This is a genomic window from Methylobacterium sp. CM6246, assembly GCF_054818005.1.
The window spans coordinates 4,481,142-4,499,879 of record NZ_JBTXKY010000001.1 but is presented as its reverse complement, the minus strand read 5'-3'; the positions used below and the strand labels follow the sequence as shown (position 1 = coordinate 4,499,879).

Here is an 18,738-nt window from a genome sequence, read left to right as displayed (position 1 = left end):
CGATTATGACCGTGCGTGGCGAGAACCTGATCGGCGCTCAGGCCCAGCGAGGCACGCAGGCCGCGTTCCAGGCCGTGGAGGCGGCCACCGGCAACACCCTGGAACCCGATTTCCCCGGCGCGAGCCTCGCCGATCTCGACCGGGTCTGCGCCCTGGCGGATTCCGCCTTCGACACCTACCGCGAGACCGCGCCGGAGGCCCGGGCGGCCTTCCTGGAGGCGATCGCCGCCAACATCCTCGACATCGGCGATGATCTCGTCACCCGCTGCATGGCGGAGACCGGGCTGCCCCGGCCCCGGATCGAGGGCGAGCGCGGCCGCACCGTGGGTCAGCTGCGCCTGTTCGCCGGCGTCTTGCGCGAGGGCAGCGCCTTCCAGATCCGCATCGATCCGGCGCTGCCGGACCGCAAGCCGCTGCCGCGGCCGGACCTGCGCCTGCGGATGCTCGCCGTGGGACCGGTGGCGGTGTTCGGCGCCAGCAACTTCCCGCTCGCCTTCTCGGTGGCCGGCGGCGACACCGCCTCGGCGCTGGCGGCCGGCTGCCCGGTGATCGTCAAGGCGCACCCGGCCCATCCTGGCACCTCCGAGCTGGTCGGCCGGGCGATCCAGAAGGCGGTCGTCGCGAGCGGCCTGCCGGAAGGGGTGTTCTCCCTGCTGTTCGATGCGGGCCAGTCGATCGGGCAGGGGCTGGTGGCCGACCACCGGATCGCCGCGGTCGGCTTCACCGGATCGCGCCGGGGCGGCACCGCCCTGATGGAGATCGCGGCCAAGCGCCCCCGCCCGATCCCGGTCTATGCCGAGATGAGCAGCATCAACCCGGTCCTGCTGTTCCCGGGCGCCTTGGCGACCCGGGGCGAGGCGATCGGGCGGGCCTTCGCGGCCTCGCTGACGCTGGGCGCCGGCCAGTTCTGCACCAACCCGGGCCTGATCCTGGCGGTGCCCGGCCCCGGCCTCGACGCCTTCCTGGCCTCGGCCACGGCCGTCCTGCGGGAGAGCCCGGCTGCGACCATGCTGACCCCCGGCATCCACCGCGCCTATTGCGAGGGCGTCGCGCGCCTGGGCCGCCACGCCGCCGTGACGCAGCTCGCCGAAGGGCCGGACGGCGCGGCCACTCAGGGCCGGGCAGCCCTGTTCGCCACCGATTCGGACGCCTTCCTGGCCGAGCCGGCGCTGCAGGAGGAGATGTTCGGCGCGGCCGCCCTGGTGGTGCGCTGCGCAGACCTCGCCGCGATGCGGGCGGTGCTCGAGCAGCTCGAGGGACAGCTCACGGCGTCCCTGCACATCGCCCCCGAGGATCACGCGGCCGTGCGTGGGCTGCTCCCGCTGCTCGAGCGTCGGGTCGGACGCATCCTGGTCGACGGTTTCGGCACGGGGGTCGAAGTGGCACACGCCATGGTCCATGGCGGCCCGTACCCGGCGACCTCGGACGGGCGCACGACCTCGGTGGGGAGCCTCGCGATCGACCGGTTCCTCCGGCCGGTGAGCTACCAAGACCTCCCCGACGCCCTGCTGCCCGCAGCGCTCCAGGAAGCCAACCCGCTCAACCTCCCGCGCAGGCTCGACGGCACCCTCGAGCGCCGCTGACGGCCCCAGGGCCACGGGGCCACGCACGCAGCCAGCCATCCCCGCGCGCCACAGGCTCGAACCCCGCCGTTCGCGCCCGAACGACCGCTTGCCACGCCGGGGCTGCCCGTCTAGACAGCCCCGGCCCACGGTGGGGCGTCGCCAAGTGGTAAGGCAGCGGTTTTTGGTACCGCCATTCCCAGGTTCGAATCCTGGCGCCCCAGCCAAATTCCTGTGCTTCTCAGCCGACCGTTGATTCTCCGGCTCTTGTCGGATCCGTCCGGGTTCGCTCGGGAGGTCCGTTGTCCGGGATGGACAAGGAGGTATGCCTCGCCCCGCTCCCGGAGCAGGTTGAGCGCATGACCGCTCGATCCGTCGAGGCTTCAAAACGCGAGCTTCAGACCTCCCACGAGCGTGCGTGGGGCGCCGGCGAAGATCGATCCTGTCGTCTGGGCGAGGATGCCCGCTCCGTTCTGAAGGCCGGTCTTGGCGTCGATCGTATCGGCCAGGTTCTGTGCTGAGTTGGTGTAGACCCGATCGAGCAGGTTGCGCATCTCGAGGTAAAGGCTCAGCCGCCGGGCGAAACCCATGTCCGCGCCGCCCGTCAAGGCCCGGTCGTAGTGCAGGTTGAGGTTGACGACGGCAAAGCCGGACGCTTTCAGCAGGTTCGCGTTGTCGATGAAGAAGCTGCTCTGGTAGACCGACTCGGCGAACAGGCCCACGCCCGCCCACGGCCCATGCGTCTGCTCGTAGCCGAGCCGGATCAAGGCTGCGTCCGCGGGCACGCCGGGGATGTGGTTGCCGGCACGGTCGAATTGGGCGGCCCGTGTCCCGGCGCTGAGTCGCTCCACGAAGCTGGTGTAGACTTGGTCGTCGTGGGTGTAAGCCAATGTGGCGCGCCAGCCGTCTGGTGAAATCCAGCGGCCGCCGACCTCGACACCTCGGTGTTCCGAGGCCGGAGCATTGAAGACATAGGGCAGCAGGCCGGCCCCTGGTGACTGCGAGAGCAGTTCGTTGCGGAACAGTTCGTAGAAGCCGGTGACGGACAACTGCAGGTCTGGTGCGGGGGCCCAGTTCACCTCGAGGTCAAATCCCAGGTTTCTCTGGGCCTGAAGCTGCACGTTGTCGCCCGGTTGCCCCGCGGGTGTGATGAACAGGTTGGTCGCCGCAGGCGTCCCGTAGCCGATGGCGGCCCGGGCGCGGATTTGCCATTCGCGAACGGGGCTGAACACCAGCGCCAACTCGGGCGCGACATTCAGGAAGCTGCGATCCACGCGCACGACCGTGCCGACCGTGCCGGCGGCGCTGGTCGAGAAGGCGTTGTTCTGCCCGGTGATGACCGTACGCTCGACGCCGAAACCCGCCACAGCCGTCCAGTGCTCTCCGAGCGCCAGCTCGATCCGCGCCCGCCCGCCGAGATTGTCCTGCACGGTGCGCTGATCGCCGACGAGGGCTCCCAGGCGTGGGCCGCCGTAAGGCACCCTGTTGAAGATAGCCGCGTGGCCGTCGATCGTGTTGTAGGTGAGTGCCGCGTAGCCGACCGCCGGGAGCCCGAACAGCGTATCCTGTCGCCTCAGGTCGGTGAGGAAATTCCAGGCCGGGTACGATCCGCGCGGGGCCGCCGTCGAGAACGGCTGATTGAAGTCTCGCTCATCGAAACCGAGCTGCGTGCGCAGAGTGGTGGACGCGTCGAGGTCGTGCTCCCAGCGCGCGGCCACCACCGAACGCTGGTCGGCGCGCAACAAGGCCGCTTCGCTCGCTGTGACCGACGCCATCGGTTCGAAAGCGCCGTTGACGAAGTAGGCGACCGTCGTGCAGCCCGGCGCAGCGGTCGCGGCTGCCGCGCAGCCGCGCTGGTAGGGGTTGATCCGGTACTGCGCCAGAGACGAGCGGGCCGCGAGGTTCGCGTTGAGCGTGTTGTCGATGACCTTCAAAGTAAAGCGATTGTCCGGGGTCGGGGTATAGTTCGCCAAGAGGTTTATCGTCTGCGTGTCGTAGCTCGAATGATCCTGATAGCCGTTGGCGCGGACATCGCTGGCGAACAGGCTGATCTCGAACGGCCCGCTGGCGTCGCCCACGGTGAAATAGGTGTTGCGGTATCCGAAGCTGCCGGCGTCGGTGCCGATCTCGTAGCCGTCGATCTCGCGGCCGGTCCGGGTCTGGAATGCGATGGCGCCCCCCGTGGCGTAATTGCCGAACAACGCCGATTGCGGTCCGCGGAACACGTCGATGCGGCTGTAGGCATGCGGGTCGGTCAGATCGAAGCGGGAAACACCGTCCGGTTGTGTCAGGGAGAAGCCGTCTTCCACGACGACGATGTTCCTGTTCGTGCCCGTCGACCGGGCATTGCTGCCGCGGATCGACACGATGACGTCGCGGCCTCCCGTCCCCTGACGGACCGTGACGCCGGGACTGTCGATCAGGACCTGTCCGATGTCGGCGGCGGGCCGATACGCAATCGCGCCCAGGTGGGTCATCGTCGCTCCGGCCGACTCGCGGATTGGCCGGGCTCGGTCGTCCAGCCGGGGCCTGGATGCGAAATCGTCGGCGGACGGGTTCGCGTCGCCGACGACGGATAATTCATCCAGGACGAGGGCACGGGCCGCCGGTGCGGCGCCTGCGCCCGTGCACGGCAGGGAAGCCGCGAGAAGCGCGATGACGCCACAGGCTGCACGGTGGCGGGTCATGGCGTCGGAGAGCCGTCGGTCACGCACATGACGATGTAGGCCTGGAGCGCGCGCCGCCGAAGTGGATACCGGTTCGGCGCCACGGCTCCAGCCGACGTCTCGAGTGGATGCCGGATGGCGAAAGGCGCTGCGCGTGCATCGAGGCACAGTCGATGACACGGGCGTAACATGTGAAAACGGTCAGCACTACGGCCCGAGATTGAGATTGGCCCGATATCGACTTTACCGTCGAGCAGCGACGGTCCGGATCGTACGGTCTTTGCGGGCGGCTTCCTGCGTTCGCCGCGGCGCGGTCGCGGTCTCCGGCGTGGATCCCGCTGCAAGGTCGGCAAGTCAGCGGCTCGAACGCCGGGGACCACGGCTCGCCAATCGCTTACGGTCCGCGGTTGCGAAGTCACCAGATCGTGACCGCGGCTGGAGTGGGGCCTGTTACGGCCGGGTCTGGCAGGTCGGCCGTTCGGGAGGCGCCAAATCAAGGTTGCGCGAGGACGCTGCCGACGCCCTTGCGTCGGGTTGGGCCGCTTGGCATCCCAGGAACCATTCGAACCGTCGCTGGTATCGCAGTGCGGTCGCCGCACCTGGGCGGAGATCTATGGGACCGCTGCGAGCGCGTGCTTGGCCGCGCTCGCAGTCGCGATCCGACCGAGATCCTTGCCTCAACCGTCCGGGAGAGACGCCGATTCATGCCTGTCGAAGCGCTGACCTTTGACGCGCGCGCCGCCACAGACCGCGGCAGCTTCGAAGCGTATCGGCGGCTCTACAGCTCGGGCACCGACGTCACGCGCACCGACGGCTGTTTCCACGCCAGCGTCCGGATCGTGCGAGAGCCCAGGATGATCGTGTTCGATCGTCAGATCAGCGGCCTTCGGCACAGCCGGGACGCCGCGCGCGTCCGACGCGACGGCTTCGACCATTTCGCTCTGCACCTCCTCCTCTCCGGAGAACTGGTGTCGGGTCCGATCGAGGACGAGCGGCGGCTCAGTCCCGGCGAGATCATGATCGTCGACACCTCGCGGCCGCACCGATCGCAGATGGAACGCGCCCGGCTCATCTCCGTGCAGTTGGCGCGCGAGCACGTGCAGAGCGTGCTCGGGACCATCGATCACATCCACGGGGCGATCCTGCCGGCGGCCGCGGCCGGGTTGCTCTCCGACTTTCTGGCCTCGTTCGTCCGGCGGGTGGCGACGTTGCCGCCGGACGGCACCGGCCATGCGGCGCGCGCCGTGACGGAGCTCCTGGGCCTCGGCCTCGCCAACCTGCCGATCACGGACCGGGCGCTCTCGCACGAGGCGGCCGACCCCGTGCGTCGAGCGCGGGCGGAAGCGTTCATCGGGGCCCACCTGATGGACGCGGGGCTCGACGTGCAGGCTGTCGCGACCGGAATCGGGATGTCGCGCTCGGCCCTCTACAAGGTTTTCGGCGTGGACGGCGGCATCGCGCGCTACATCCAGCAGCGCCGGCTGGAGGCGGTGCGGAAGGCCCTGCTGCGGCCCGGCGAGGATCGCCCCCTGGCCAGCCTGGCACATGAGCACGGGTTCGCCAACGAAAGCCATTTCAGCCGCGTCTTCGCGGGTGCCTACGGCGCGCCGCCGGGCCGGTTCCGCACGGAGATCCGGCAGGCCCGTTCGACCGGAGCCAAAGACGGGGTCGCCCCCGACCCGGTCCTCGCGCGCTGGGTCGCCGAGCTGTACTGATGCGGGCCGTCCAGGAGGGAAGCACTCGGCCCGGACGCGCCTGGCGCGACCGGGATGGACTGCCGCTGGTCCTGCTGCTCGCGGCGGTCCAGCTGGTCGCCTTCGGCGATCGCTTCCTGATCACCCTCGTGGCGCAGCCCCTGAAGGTGGATCTCGGGCTCAGCGATGCGCAACTCGGACTGGTCCAAGGGTCCGCCTTCGCGCTGGTGAACGCGCTCGCCATGCCCGGCATGGGTGTCCTCGCGGATCGCGGCCATCGGCGTGCGCTGCTAGTCGCCAGCCTCGTCGTGTGGGGCTCGGCGACCTTCGCGTGCGGACTCGCAGACACCTTCGTGCTGCTCCTCGGTGCCCGCGCGCTCCTCGGCCTCGGCCAGGCGGCGATCACGCCCGTCGCGCTCTCGCTCCTGTCCGATCGTTTGCCGAGGCATCGGCTCGGACGAGGCATCTCGTGGTTTACGGCCGGCGGAAGCATCGGGCGCAGTTCCGCCCTCCTGCTGGGCGGGACGGTGCTGGCTTGGATGACCCTGAACGGCGGCTTCCGGATTCCCGGGATGGAGGCCGCCCTGCCGCCATGGCGTGCCCTGTTCGTCCTGGCCTGCCTCCCCAACGTCCTGCTGCTCGTCGGCGCCCTCCGCATCGTTGAACCGTCACCCGCGCCGCCAGCGCGCGACGCACGGCTGTGGGCGTGGATGCATCGGCGGCGCGCGCAGTATCTGCCGCTCTTCGGGACCGCCGTCGCGGCCGTCCTGATCGGACAGACGCTGACGGCCTGGATCCCGACCTTCTACGTGCGGGTGCATCATCTCACGCCGGCCGAGAGTGGTATACGGATCGGCCTGCTGGTTCTCGTCGCGGCGCCGGCCGGGCATCTCACGGCCGGCCGGCTGCTCGACCGCTGGCGCGCGCGCGGACGACGCAGGCCTGGATCTCTCATCCTCGCGGCCGCTCTCGCCCTGACGGGTCCCGCGGTCGCCGTGACGGCGCTCGCCTCCGACCTGAGCGTGTCCTTGACGGCGTTGACCGCTCTGGTGGCGCTTCTCGGCATGACCAGCGCACCCATATTGGCCAGGCTTCAAATCCTGACACCGAGAGCGTTTCGCGGGCGCGTCAATGCGCTCTTCGTGTCCGGCGTCACGCTGATCGCCTTCGGTCTCGGTCCCGTCCTCGTCGGCGTTCTCAACGATCGTGTCTTCGGCACCGAGGGCGTCGGGCTGGCGATGCTGACCGTCTTCATCCCCGTCTCGGCGCTTGGGTCTGTCCTCGCCCTAGTCGGCGGCACCGTTCGGGCGCCGTCTAGGCCGGACCGTTCGCGGTAGCCCTATCTCGGATCGGACCGGCGACGCTGTCGAGGCCGGGTCCCTTTCAGGCCCCGACCCGCCAGCGTTTGTCTCGGTGTCCCGTTCTTTTGTCCTGCCGTTTTTCCCGGCTCAATTGGTTAGCTTGGCGGGTTACAGTGTCTGTAAGGGCACTGCGGACCTGTGCATAACCGCCTATGCGGTCATTGCATCGTCTTTGGTTTCATGTGCGGCCAGACATCGTGTTTAAATTACAGATCAAGTCTTCAACCACAAAGATCCGGTGCGCCCCCTTCGTCCTGGAGACCCAGGTCTTCGACGAGGCGATGAGCGTCGCCGACCGGGTCGCTGCAGCGTGCCGTAAGACCGGGGCCGCCCGTTGCGATTCCACCTGGGACTGGGTCGTGGAGATCATCGGGGAGACCGGCGGCATTTTCTATTGTGCACCGGTGGCTCAAGCGTGATCGCGCCCAGCATACGGCAGATCGGTGTGATCGGTCATCGAGGCGTAGCTTCGATCCCGTCGGCCGATGTCTCAGTGCGCGCGACGGGCCGCGTGCCGAACCTTGCCGGCATCGGGCTTCACGTCGCCCGTAGCCCGAGCGATCAGGGATATGGCGTGGCGCTGACGTGGGCGGCACCACGGGTTCGCCCACGACCGACGAATCGCAATCGACCAGCTCGGTCTCGTGATGCGAGGACAGGTCTTTCTGCCGATGTACTCGTAGCGCACCTGACCGATGGGTCTCGCTCGACGTGGGTGATGCCGTCCGAGGCATCCGTGACTGTGTCGCGTACGATCGATCCGGCCAGACGGGTCTCTATGAGACGAAACTACGTAGGTTTTGGCCGCTGAACCCGCTTGGAAGCGGGCGGGGAACAGATTTCCTGCAACGCGCATCGCCCAACTACGTATGCGGCCTTAGACCAGTTAACTAAGTACCATTTGAACTAAATATTGGCTCTAGTCTCATATCGACATCCGTGATTTACCCATTTTTAGACGTAATGATTGATTAACCATCTAACCAATACCCAAGGCGAACGTCGCCGTCGAGAGGTCGGAACTATGCTGCAGAGTGCATTACAGCGACGGGGGGCGGCCGATTTCTCGGCTTATCCGGGCGCGCTTGGCGGCGGCTGCGCCGTGACGGCCGAACTCACGCTCGGGCAGGTGGGCGAGGCGGCTGAGGCCGCTCTGCCGGAGACGCCGTTCGTGGCGCGTGGGCTTCGGTTGGATTGGGCGGCCAAGCGCGGGCTCGACATCGGGGTGGCGGCGACCGCGCTGTTCCTGCTGCTGCCGCTGATGCTGCTGATCGCCGTGCTGGTCTGGGCCGGCGACCGCAAGGCGCCGATCTTCCGGCACATGCGGCTCGGCCGGGACGGGCGCAGCTTCGGCTGCCTGAAGTTCCGCTCGATGGTCACGGACGGCGAGGGCGTGCTGGCCGCGCACCTGGCCGCCAGCGCTGGCGCCCGGGCCGAGTGGGCCGCCACGCACAAGCTCTCCGACGATCCGCGCATCACCGCCATCGGCCAGGTGCTGCGCAAGACCTCGCTCGACGAGCTGCCGCAGCTGTGGAACGTCCTGCGCGGCGAGATGAGCCTGGTCGGCCCGCGCCCGATCGTGCAGGCCGAGGTCGCCCGCTACGGCCGGGCGTTCGCGACCTGCTTTGCCGTGCCGCCGGGCGTCACCGGGCTGTGGCAGGTCTCGGGCCGGTCCGACACCAGCTACGCCGAGCGCGTGGCGCTCGACCTGGACTACGCCAGCCGCTGGAGCCTGCGCCGGGACATCGCGATCATGCTGCGCACCGTCCCGGCCGTCCTCGCCCAGCGCGGCAGCAAGTAGCGTGGCCGCGCCGCCGAGGGACCACGCCATGCAGGACGACAACCCGCTCTGGTACGACTACGCCGAGGCTGAGACGCCACCCTCCAGGCCTCTGCTGCTCTTGGCGAGCGTGCTGAGCCTGTCGCTGGGTGTGATGCTGCGTGCGGCCCGTGCGCACGAAGCCTCGCACCGGCTCTGGTCGCGGATCGTTGCCCGAGTGAGCCGCCGCCCGAAGATCGATGTGCAGCACTTTTGAATGTTAGGGCCGGCGATCCGGTCCGATGGCGCACAAGGTCGGCGACGCCGGTCGCCCCGCGCGCGTCGTGGCATAACGCTCGTCACCCCTGACCGAGCATCGGCAGCGGGAGGCATGGGTGGGCGAGGCCCCCATTCCGAGCGTCTCGATCCATCCACCGCGTCATTACAGCGGCACGACCGGCGACCGTCACCGCTCGGATACGGCGGCCGATCCGGAACCATACCCATCAACCCAGAAAACAGATCAGTAAACTGACAGCAGACTCACGATAGTCCGCATGGAGAAACCGTTCGGTATTGTGATTTCCGGATCGCCGCTCCAAAGTGACTTGATATCGCGCTTCGATGTCATGGATCGATGACGCGGGTTCATGTCCGAGGAAGGCCCGGGAACCCAGCGTCGAAAGCTCGAGGCGGCAGGGCACGAGATGATGGCCTTCGAGATGGAAACGGCGTCGCGTGACGGCGAGCGGCAACGCCTGATCGAGGCGATCGAGAGCAGTTCTGACGGCTTCGCCCTGTTTGATGCCGAAGGCCGCCTCAGCCTCTGCAACGGTCATTTCCGCGACTTTCATCCCGGCCTCGATGCCGTGATCGCCCCGGGGGCAGCGTTCTCCGCAATCGCGCGAGCCGCCGCGGAACGCTGCGTCGTGCGAGAGGAGGGCGACACCGGCGACGCGTGGCTCGAAAGCCGGCTCGCACGTTTCCGCGACCCGCGCGGGCCGATCCTCCAGCAGCAGCGCGATGGACGCTGGATCCAGATCAACGAGCGCCGGACCCGGGACGGCGGGACGGTCGCGGTCTACACCGACGTCACCGAGATCAAGCGCACCGAGCAGGCCCTGCTCACGACGCAGGGGCGGCTGACCTACCTCCTGACCGCGTCGCCGTCGATGATCTGCAGCTTCGAGGTGGGTGGCCGCAACGCGCCGACCTTCATCAGCGAGAACGTGCGCGACCTCCTCGGCTACGAGCCGAGCGATTACCTCGCCGGCCCCGAATTCTGGCTGGACCGGCTGCACCCCGAGGACCGGGACCGGGTCCTGGCGGAGTTCCCGCACCTGCTGGCGACCGGCCACAACGTCATCGAGTACCGGTTCCTGCGCAAGGACGGCACCTATCGCTGGGTCCGGGACGAGCAGCGCCTCGTCCGGGGCCCGGACGGCGAGCCCGTCGAGGTCGTCGAGTCGTGGAGCGACATCACCGAGCGCAAGGCGGCCGAGTTCGCGCTCCGGGAGCAGACGGCCTTCGTCGAGCTGCTGCAGGTCACCGCGGCCTCGGCCAACGAAGCCGCCACCGTAGAGGACGCCGTGCGGTTCTGCCTGGATCGGGTCGCGGCCCATACCGGATGGCCCCTCGGGCACGCCTATCGCTTGGCCGAGGACGGGAGCGGAACCCTGGTGCCGACCGGCCTCTGGCACTGCGACGCGCCGGAGCGCTTCGCGCGGTTCCGGGACGTCACGGCGCAGACGCCGCTCTCGGCCGGCGTCGGGCTCCCGGGGCGGGTCCTGGCGTCCGGCGCGCCGGCCTGGGTCCTCGGGGCGGAGCCGGAGCCTGGCCTCCCCCCCGCCGCGGCCGCGGACGGGATCCGGGCCGCCTTCGCCTTCCCCGTCACGATCGGGCGCGAGGTCGTGGCGGTGCTGGAGTTCTTCGCCGGCGAGGCCAAGACGCCGGATCCGGCGCTGCTGAAGGTCATGGGCAACATCGGCGCCCAGCTCGGGCGGGTGATCGAGCGCAAGCGCGCGGAGGAGCACCTGCGTCAGGCCAAGGACGCCGCGGAGAACGCGAGCCGGGCCAAGAGCAGCTTCCTCGCCAACATGAGCCACGAGCTGCGCACGCCGCTCAACGCGATCATCGGCTTCACGCGGCTGGTGATGCGCCGGGCCAAGGACGTGTTGCCGCTGAAGCAGTTCGAGAACCTCGAAAAGATCCTGACGAGTTCCGAGCACCTGCTGTCGCTCATTAACACCATTCTCGACCTGGCCAAGGTCGAGGCCGGGCGGATGGAGGTGAAGGCGGCACAGTTTGCGCTGGAGCCCACCATCGACATCTGCCTCCGGACGGTCGAGCCCCTGGTCAAGAGCGAGCGCGTGCAGCTGCTCAAGGACGTGGAGGGCCTGCCGGAGACGGTCTTCACCGACCAGGAAAAGCTCAAGCAGATCCTCATCAACCTCCTCAGCAACGCCATCAAGTTCACTGAGACCGGCTCGGTGACGCTGCGGGCCCGCGCGGTCGGAGACCGGATCGCGCTCGCGGTCGCGGATACGGGCATCGGCATCCCGGACGCGGCGCTGACCGTGATCTTCGAGGAGTTCCAGCAGGTCGACAACTCCGCGAGCCGCGCCCACAGCGGCACCGGGCTCGGCCTCGCCATCAGCCACCGGCTGGCGCGGATGCTCGGCGGGGACGTGGCGGTGGAGAGTCGGCAGGGTGTGGGCTCGACCTTCACCCTCACCATCCCGCAGCGGGTCGAGGGCGCTCTCGAACTCCAGCCGAGCCCGAAGCCGTCGGCGCCCGCGACGGCTGCCGCGCCCCGGACCGGGTCCAGGCTCGTGCTCGCGATCGATGACGACCCGAACGTCGTCTACCTGCTGCAGGAGAACCTGTCGGACGCCGGCTACGAGGTGGTCGGCGCCCCCAACGCCGAGGAGGGCCTGCGCAAGGCGCGCGCACTTCAGCCGCGCGCGATCACCCTCGACATCATGATGCCGGGCACGGACGGGTGGCAGGTGCTGCACGCGCTCAAGACCGACCCGCTGACGCGCGAGATCCCGGTCATCCTGATCTCGATCGTCGACCAGAAGGAGCTCGGCTTCCACCTCGGCGCCAGCGACTACATCGTGAAGCCGTTCGAGCGCGAGTCGCTGATCGGCGCCCTCGGGCGCGCCGCCCCCAACAGCGAGCGCATCCTGGTAGTCGACGACGACCCGAACGTGGTCGACCTCGTCCGCCAGCTGCTGGACACCGAGGGCTGCACGATCGACTGGGCCCCGGACGGCGCCGCGGGCCTCGAGCGCATCGCGCAGGCGCGCCCGAGCGTGATCCTCCTCGACCTGCTGATGCCGGGCATGGACGGCCTCACCTTCCTCGACCATCTCCAGGCCGATCCCGTCGGCCGCACGATCCCCGTCGTCGTCCTGACGGCGGCGTCGTTGAACGCGGCCGACCAGGGCATGCTCCGGGAGCGCGTGCGCGGACTGATCGACAAGCAGGGCCTCGACCGCGACGCCCTGGTCCGGGAGGTCAGGCGGGCGTTGCCGCTGGCGGACAACCCGGCGGCCGAGGTGACGCAATGAGCGCTGCCATCGGAAAGGCCGCGGCAGGACCGCTGGATCGCCCGCACGCAGCCTCCGAGGAGGTCGGCGGATGAAGACCATCCTCATCGTCGAAGACGTCGAGCTCAACCGCGACCTGCTGATGCAGCTCCTAGAGGACGACTACGCGCTGATGATGGCGGTCGACGGCGCCGCCGGCGTCGCGATGGCCGCGAGCCACACCCCGGACCTGATCCTGATGGACCTCTCGCTGCCGGTCATCGACGGCTGGGAGGCGACGCGGCGGATCAAGGCCGACCCGGCGACGGCCGGCATTCCCGTCATCGCGATCACCGCCAACGCGATGAGCGGCGACGCCGACAAGGCCAAGGCGGCGGGCTGCGACGACTTCATGACGAAGCCCGTCGACGAGGACCTGCTGTTCGCCAAGCTGCAACACTGGCTCGACTGAGCGCGGGCGGCCCCAGAGAGGCTTCAGCCCAGAGTGGCATCGGCCCGGAGAGAGCGAGACCCGTGGACCCAGCGCGCATCCTCATCGTCGACGACGAAGCCTTCAACCTCGACCTGCTGGAGCAGGAACTGGAGCTTCTCGGCCATGCGAGCGTCCGGGCCGCCAACGGGCGCGCGGCCCTCGATCTGCTGAACGCGGAGCCGTTCGATCTGGTCCTGCTCGACGTGATGATGCCGATCCTCGACGGCTACGCCGTACTCGACCGCATCAAGGCGCACGAGCGGCTGCGCCATACCCCGGTGGTCATGATCTCGGCGCTGACCGAGATCAGCAGCATCGTGCGCTGCATCGAGATGGGGGCCGAGGATTACCTGCCGAAGCCCTTCGAGCCGGTGCTGCTCGAAGCCCGGATCCGCGCGTGCCTGGACCGGAAGCGGCTCCACGACCGGGAGATGGCGCATCTCGAAATCATCGAGCGGCAGCGCAAGCGCGCCGACGACCTGCTCCACGCGATCCTGCCCGTGGCGGCGGTGAGCGAATTGATGACCACCGGGCAGGTCAAGCCCCGGCTCTTCGACGATGTCGCGGTGCTGTTCATCGATCTCGTGGGATTCACGGCGTGGTGCCACACCCAAGGCCCCGAAGCCGTGGTCGCCGAGGTTCAGCGCCTCGCGGAGGCGTTCGAGGTGGTGGCCCACACGCACGGCATGGAGAAGATCAAGACGATCGGCGACGCCTTCATGGCGACCGCCAACCTGCTGTCGCCCCACGCCGACCCGGTGACCGCGGCGGTGCGCTGCGCCCGGGACATGGTCGCCATCGCGGGTGACGGGCCGACCGGCTGGCGGATCCGCGCCGGCATCCACATCGGTTCCGTCGTCGGCGGCATCGTCGGCCGGTCCAAGTTCACCTTCGATCTCTGGGGCGACACCGTGAACGTCGCCGCCCGCCTCTGTGCGCTCGGCGACGGATGCGCCGTCCACCTGTCGGAGGAGGCCTCGACCCGGGTGCAGGATGGCGGCGCGATCCGTCCCGTCGGCAAGGTCGCCCTCAAGGGGAAGGGCGAGTGCGAGGTCTATTGTTGCGCGTTGAGATAGGCGTTTCGACCGCGCGACGAATGACGCGAATCGCTACGGCGGCGGACAGGCTTCGACGCATCCGCGTCGCTCCTGAGATCCCGGCCGGGCGTCGTGGCGGTCAGGGGCTCTCCGAGACCGCCGCGACCGTCCCGGCCGGTGCGGGCCGCGGGCCTCGCGCGCGGCGCTCCTCGAGGCGCTGCAGGATGACGTAGAAGGACGGCACGAACAACACCGCCAGGCAGGTCGATGCGAGCATGCCGCTGAACACCGCGATGCCGATCGACTTGCGCGCCGCCGCCCCCGCCCCGGTGGCGGTGACCAGCGGCAGCACGCCGAGGATGAAGGCGAACGAGGTCATCAGGATCGGGCGGAAACGCAGCCGCGCCGCCTCCACGGCCGCCGCCGCGATGTCGAGCCCGGCCTGCCGCTTCTCGCGGGCGACCTCGACGATCAGGATGGCGTTCTTGCTCGCCAGCGCGATCAGCAGGATCAGGCCGATCTGCGTGTAGAGGTTGTTGGCGACGCCGAGCGACAGCAGGGCCCCGACCGTCCCCAGGAGCGCCAGCGGCACGCCGAGCAGGACCGCCAGCGGCAGGATCCAGCTCTCGTACTGCCCGGCCAGCACGAGGTAGACGAGCACGATGGCCAGCGCGAACACCCAGTAGATCTGGGAGCCCACGGCCTTCTCCTGATACGACATCGCCGTCCAGTCGTAGCCCGTGCCCGGCGGCAGCACCTTCGCGGCGATCTGCTGCATCAGGTCCAGCGACTGCCCGGAGCTGAAGCCGGGGGCCGCCCCACCCACGATCGTGGCCGTCGGGTAGAGGTTGTAGAGGCTGATCAGGGATGGGCCCTGCACCGACTTGATCTCGACGACGGTGCCGAGCGGCACCATCACGCCGTTGCCGGCGCGCACCTTCAGGTTCTGGATGTCCTCCGGGCGCAGCCGGTAATCGGGCGCGGCCTGCACGTAGACCTGGAAGGTCCGGCCGAACTTGTTGAACTGCGTGACGTAGGACGATCCGACGTAGCTCGACAGCGTCGAGAACACCTGTCCGACCGTCACGCCCAGGGCCTCGGCCTTGATCCGGTCCACCGCGATCGCGATCTGCGGCACGCCAGCCCGGAACGAGGTGTTGAGCTTCTGCAGCCCGGATTGCGCGGTCCCGTCGGCAACGATCGTCCGGGCGAGGCTTTCCAGCAGCGGGTAGTCGAAGTCGCCGTTGCGCAACTCCACCTGCATGGTGAAGCCGCTGGCATTGCCGATGCCCTGGATCGGCGGGGGGATGAGCACGAAGGTCGAGGCGCCCTCCACCCCCTCCAGCATCGCGTTGAAGCGCTCGTAGAGGCTGCGCAGGTCCTGGCCCTTCTCCTTGCCCCGGGCACCCCAATCCTTGAGCACGACGTAGGCGACGCCGGCGTTGGGCAGGGTGGCGTTGGCATCGAGGACCGAGATGCCGCTGATGGTGAGCACGTTGTCCACGCCGGGCGTCGCCTTCGCGTGCGCGCTGATCCGCTGCATCACCGCGTCGGTGCGCTCCTTCGAGGCGCCGTCCGGCAGCTGCGCCCCGATGAGGACGTAGCCCTGGTCCTCGGTCGGCAGGAACGCGGTCGGAAGGCGGGTCAGCCCCCATCCGGCCAGGCCGATCAGCAGGAGCGCGACGGCGACCATGACGCCACTGTGCCGGACCATGTGGCCGATCAGCCTTGCGTACCAGCCTTCGGCGACGCCGTAGACGCGGTTGAAGCCGCGGTAGAACACGTTGCGCTTCTCAGGCGGGACCGGCTTGCGCAGCCACAGGGCGCACTGGGTCGGCTTCAACGTGGCGGCGTTGACCGCGCTGATCAGGGCGGTGGCGGCGATCACCAGGGCGAACTGCTTGTAGAGCTGCCCGGTCAGGCCGGGCAGGAACGCGGCCGGCACGAAGACCGACATCAGCACCAGGGTGATGCCGATGATCGGGCCGAACAGCTCCTCCATCGCCTTCTCGGCCGCCGCCCGGGGCGAGAGCCCCTGGTCGATATGGTGGGCGACGCCCTCGACGATCACGATGGCATCGTCCACCACGATGCCGATGGCCAGCACGATGGCAAACAGCGTCGAGAGGTTCACGCTGAAGCCCATCGCCGCCATCGCCGCGAAGGCGCCGATGATCGTCACCGGGACCGTCGTCGCCGGCACCAGCATGGCGCGCCAGTCCTGCACGAAGACCAGGATGACGATCAGGACCAGGACGGCGGCCTCGAACAGCGTCGTGTAGACCTCGTGGATCGAGGCCTGCACGAACCCGGTCGTGTCGAACGGGATGCTGTAGACGAGGCCCGGCGGGAAGCTCTTGGCCAGCTCGCCCATCCGGGTGCGGACCGCCCCCGCCACCGTGAGCGCGTTCGCCTCCGGCAGCTGGAAGATGCCGAGGCCGGCGGCGGGCTGACCGTTCAGGGTGAACGACTGGCTGTAGGTCTGCGCGCCGAGCTCGACGCGGCCGACGTCGCGCAGGCGGGTGATGCGGCCGCCGTCCTGCGCATCCGCCTTGATGACGATGTTCTCGAAGTCCGGGGCGTCGTTCAGCCGCCCGTTGACGTTGAGGGTGTACTGGAAATCCTGGCCGGCCGGGACCGGCGGCATGCCCACGGCCCCGGCGGTGACCTCCTGGCTCTGCTGCTGGACGATGGTGACGATGGCGTCGGGGGTGAGACCCCGGGCCTGCACGAGGTCGGGGTCCAGCCAGATCCGCATCGCGTACTGGCCGGCGCCGAACACCGTGACGTTGCCGACGCCCGGGAGCCGGGCCAGCTCGTTCTGAACGTTGATGACGCCGTAATTCGACAGGAACAGGCTGTCGAATGTCCCATCGGGGGCGGACAGGGTCACGAATTGCAGGACCGCGGTGGACTTCTTCTGGGTCGTGACGCCCTGCACCTGCACCGCCTGCGGCAGCGACGACATCGCGATGGCGACGCGGTTCTGCACCAGCACTTGGGCCTGGTCGCCGTCCGTGCCGATCGCGAACGTGACCGTGAGGGTGTAGGTCCCGTCGCTGGCGCTGGTCGACTGCATGTAGAGCATGCCCTCGACGCCGTTGACCTGCTGCTCGATCGGCAGCGCCACCGTGTCGATCACCGTGCGGGCGCTGGCCCCCGGATAGCGCGTGGTGACCTGGACCGTCGGCGGGACGACGTTCGGGTATTGCGACACGGGCAGGTTGAACAGCGACACCGCGCCGACCAGCACCATCACCAGGGCGAGCACGTTGGCCAGGACAGGCCGCTCGATGAAGAAGCGCGAGATCATGCCGTGGACCCTCGGTGCCGGCGTCTCAGGGGCGGCCCGCCGGATCGGCGGGAGCGCGGATCGACGGGTGCCGACGGCCGGCGTCTCACCGCCGGATCGCCGCCGGGTCGGCCGAAGCATCGGCCGGCGCCACCTTCCGGGGCGCGACCTTGGCCCCCGGGATGGCCCGCTGGATGCCGTCCGTGACGACCCACTCGTCGGGTTTGAGCCCCGTCTGGATCACGCGTTCGCGCCCGTCCCGCGGACCGAGCGTCACCACCCGCTGCGAGACCGTGTCGTCGGCCCCGACCGTAAGCAGGTAGCTGCCCTGCTGGTTCGTCCCGATGGCGTCGTCGCGGACCAGCAGAGCCTTGTCGTCGCGTCCGACCGGGATCCGGACCCGCACGAACAGGCCCGGCAGGAGCGCATGATCGGCGTTGTCGATGAGCGCCCGGGCCAGCAGCGTGCCGGTGGACGGGTCCACCTGCGGCGCGAGGTAGTCCAGCTTGCCGATATGCGGATAGCCGGCCTCGTCCTGCAGGCCGATCTCCACCGGGATCTTGGACAGGTCGCCCAACGTCCGCTGCGTCGCGAGCAGGTGCTGCTTGACCCGCAGGACCTGCTGCTCGCCGACGTTGAAGTAGATGTAGAGCGGGTCGATGCGCACGAGCTGCGCCAGCTTGGTCGGTCCGCTGATGCCGACGAGCGCCCCGACATCCACCAGGTGGTTGGTGACCACGCCGTCGAAGGGCGCGGAGACCTGCGTGTAGCCGAGGTTGATCGCGGCGATATCGAGGTTGGCCTGCGCCTCCAGCACGGCGGCGGTGGCCTGGTCCAGCTTGGTCTTGGCATCCTCCACCCGCGCCTGCGAGGCGAATTCCTGCCGGCCCAGGGTGAACTGGCGCTGATACTCCGACTGGGCGTTGGCCAGGGCGGCCTGCTGCGCGGCGAGGGCGCCCTGCGCCTGCTTGAGCTGCGCCTCGTAGGTGTTGCGCTGGATGGAGAAGAGCGGCGCGCCCTTCTTCACCACGGCCCCGTCCGTGTAGCTGATCCCCTCCAGAAATCCCTGGACGCGGGCCTCGAGATCGACGGCCGCGAACGCCTTGGTGTTGCCGGTGAGCTCGAAGTAGCGCGTCACGTTGCGCACGACCGGCTGCGCCACCGAGACGCTCGGGGGCGGCGGCGGAACGTACTGGTTGGTGTCGCGGCACCCGGCCGCCAGCGCCGCGATGGTCGCGACGACCAGAACGCGGACGGGTCCGGAAAGCAGTGGCGCGATCGGCACGGGCGGCCCCTCGACTGGGATCGTTACGGGACGGTCGTGGGCAGAGATCCTGCCGC

At 69.0% G+C, this 18,738-nt stretch carries 11 protein-coding genes and 1 tRNA gene; 9 read left to right on the top strand and 3 right to left on the bottom strand.

Annotation, left to right across the window (positions count from 1 at the left end):
• Positions 1-5: 5 nt before the first annotated feature.
• Both ACYQPG_RS21850 and ACYQPG_RS21845 read left to right on the top strand, forming a co-directional pair.
• Positions 6-1,583: an aldehyde dehydrogenase (NADP(+)) gene (locus tag ACYQPG_RS21850; RefSeq protein ID WP_461231748.1), complete on the top strand. Its 1,578-nt coding sequence runs from the start codon at positions 6-8 to the stop codon at positions 1,581-1,583.
• Between the two features lie 131 nt (positions 1,584-1,714).
• Positions 1,715-1,789 (top strand) — tRNA-Gln (locus ACYQPG_RS21845).
• Between the two features lie 156 nt (positions 1,790-1,945).
• Here ACYQPG_RS21845 and ACYQPG_RS21840 read toward each other — a convergent pair.
• The gene (locus ACYQPG_RS21840) at positions 1,946-4,249 is read right to left on the bottom strand and encodes a TonB-dependent receptor family protein (protein ID WP_461231747.1); all 2,304 of its coding nucleotides are present in this window, start codon (positions 4,247-4,249) and stop codon (positions 1,946-1,948) included.
• Positions 4,250-4,932: 683 nt separating this feature from the next.
• On the opposite strand from ACYQPG_RS21840, the gene ACYQPG_RS21835 reads away from it, so the two are divergent.
• From ACYQPG_RS21835 to ACYQPG_RS21805, 7 genes are all read left to right on the top strand, one after another.
• Positions 4,933-5,943: a helix-turn-helix domain-containing protein gene (locus ACYQPG_RS21835; protein WP_461231746.1), complete on the top strand. Its 1,011-nt coding sequence runs from the start codon at positions 4,933-4,935 to the stop codon at positions 5,941-5,943.
• The gene (locus ACYQPG_RS21830) at positions 5,943-7,259 is read left to right on the top strand and encodes an MFS transporter (RefSeq protein WP_461231745.1); all 1,317 of its coding nucleotides are present in this window, start codon (positions 5,943-5,945) and stop codon (positions 7,257-7,259) included. The genes ACYQPG_RS21835 and ACYQPG_RS21830 overlap by 1 nt, the downstream gene beginning before the upstream one ends.
• Before the next feature lie 1,126 nt (positions 7,260-8,385).
• A complete protein-coding gene (locus ACYQPG_RS21825) occupies positions 8,386-9,084 on the top strand; it encodes a sugar transferase (protein WP_461231744.1) in 699 nt (232 codons plus the stop codon).
• Positions 9,085-9,112: 28 nt separating this feature from the next.
• A complete protein-coding gene (locus tag ACYQPG_RS21820) occupies positions 9,113-9,319 on the top strand; it encodes a hypothetical protein (protein WP_461231743.1) in 207 nt (68 codons plus the stop codon).
• Positions 9,320-9,692: 373 nt separating this feature from the next.
• Entirely contained in the window at positions 9,693-12,617 is a 2,925-nt protein-coding gene (locus ACYQPG_RS21815; protein ID WP_461231742.1) for a response regulator, read from the top strand.
• A gap of 70 nt (positions 12,618-12,687) precedes the next feature.
• Entirely contained in the window at positions 12,688-13,047 is a 360-nt protein-coding gene (locus ACYQPG_RS21810) for a response regulator (protein WP_461231741.1), read from the top strand.
• 62 nt (positions 13,048-13,109) lie between these two features.
• Positions 13,110-14,144, top strand: coding sequence for an adenylate/guanylate cyclase domain-containing protein (locus ACYQPG_RS21805; RefSeq protein WP_461231740.1), 1,035 nt, complete (start codon positions 13,110-13,112; stop codon positions 14,142-14,144).
• A gap of 100 nt (positions 14,145-14,244) precedes the next feature.
• Here ACYQPG_RS21805 and ACYQPG_RS21800 read toward each other — a convergent pair whose 3' ends face one another.
• Positions 14,245-17,418, bottom strand: coding sequence for an efflux RND transporter permease subunit (locus tag ACYQPG_RS21800; protein WP_461231739.1), 3,174 nt, complete (start codon positions 17,416-17,418; stop codon positions 14,245-14,247).
• Between the two features lie 85 nt (positions 17,419-17,503).
• The gene (locus ACYQPG_RS21795; protein ID WP_147938580.1) at positions 17,504-18,682 is read right to left on the bottom strand and encodes an efflux RND transporter periplasmic adaptor subunit; all 1,179 of its coding nucleotides are present in this window, start codon (positions 18,680-18,682) and stop codon (positions 17,504-17,506) included.
• Between the last annotated feature and the right edge of the window lie 56 nt (positions 18,683-18,738).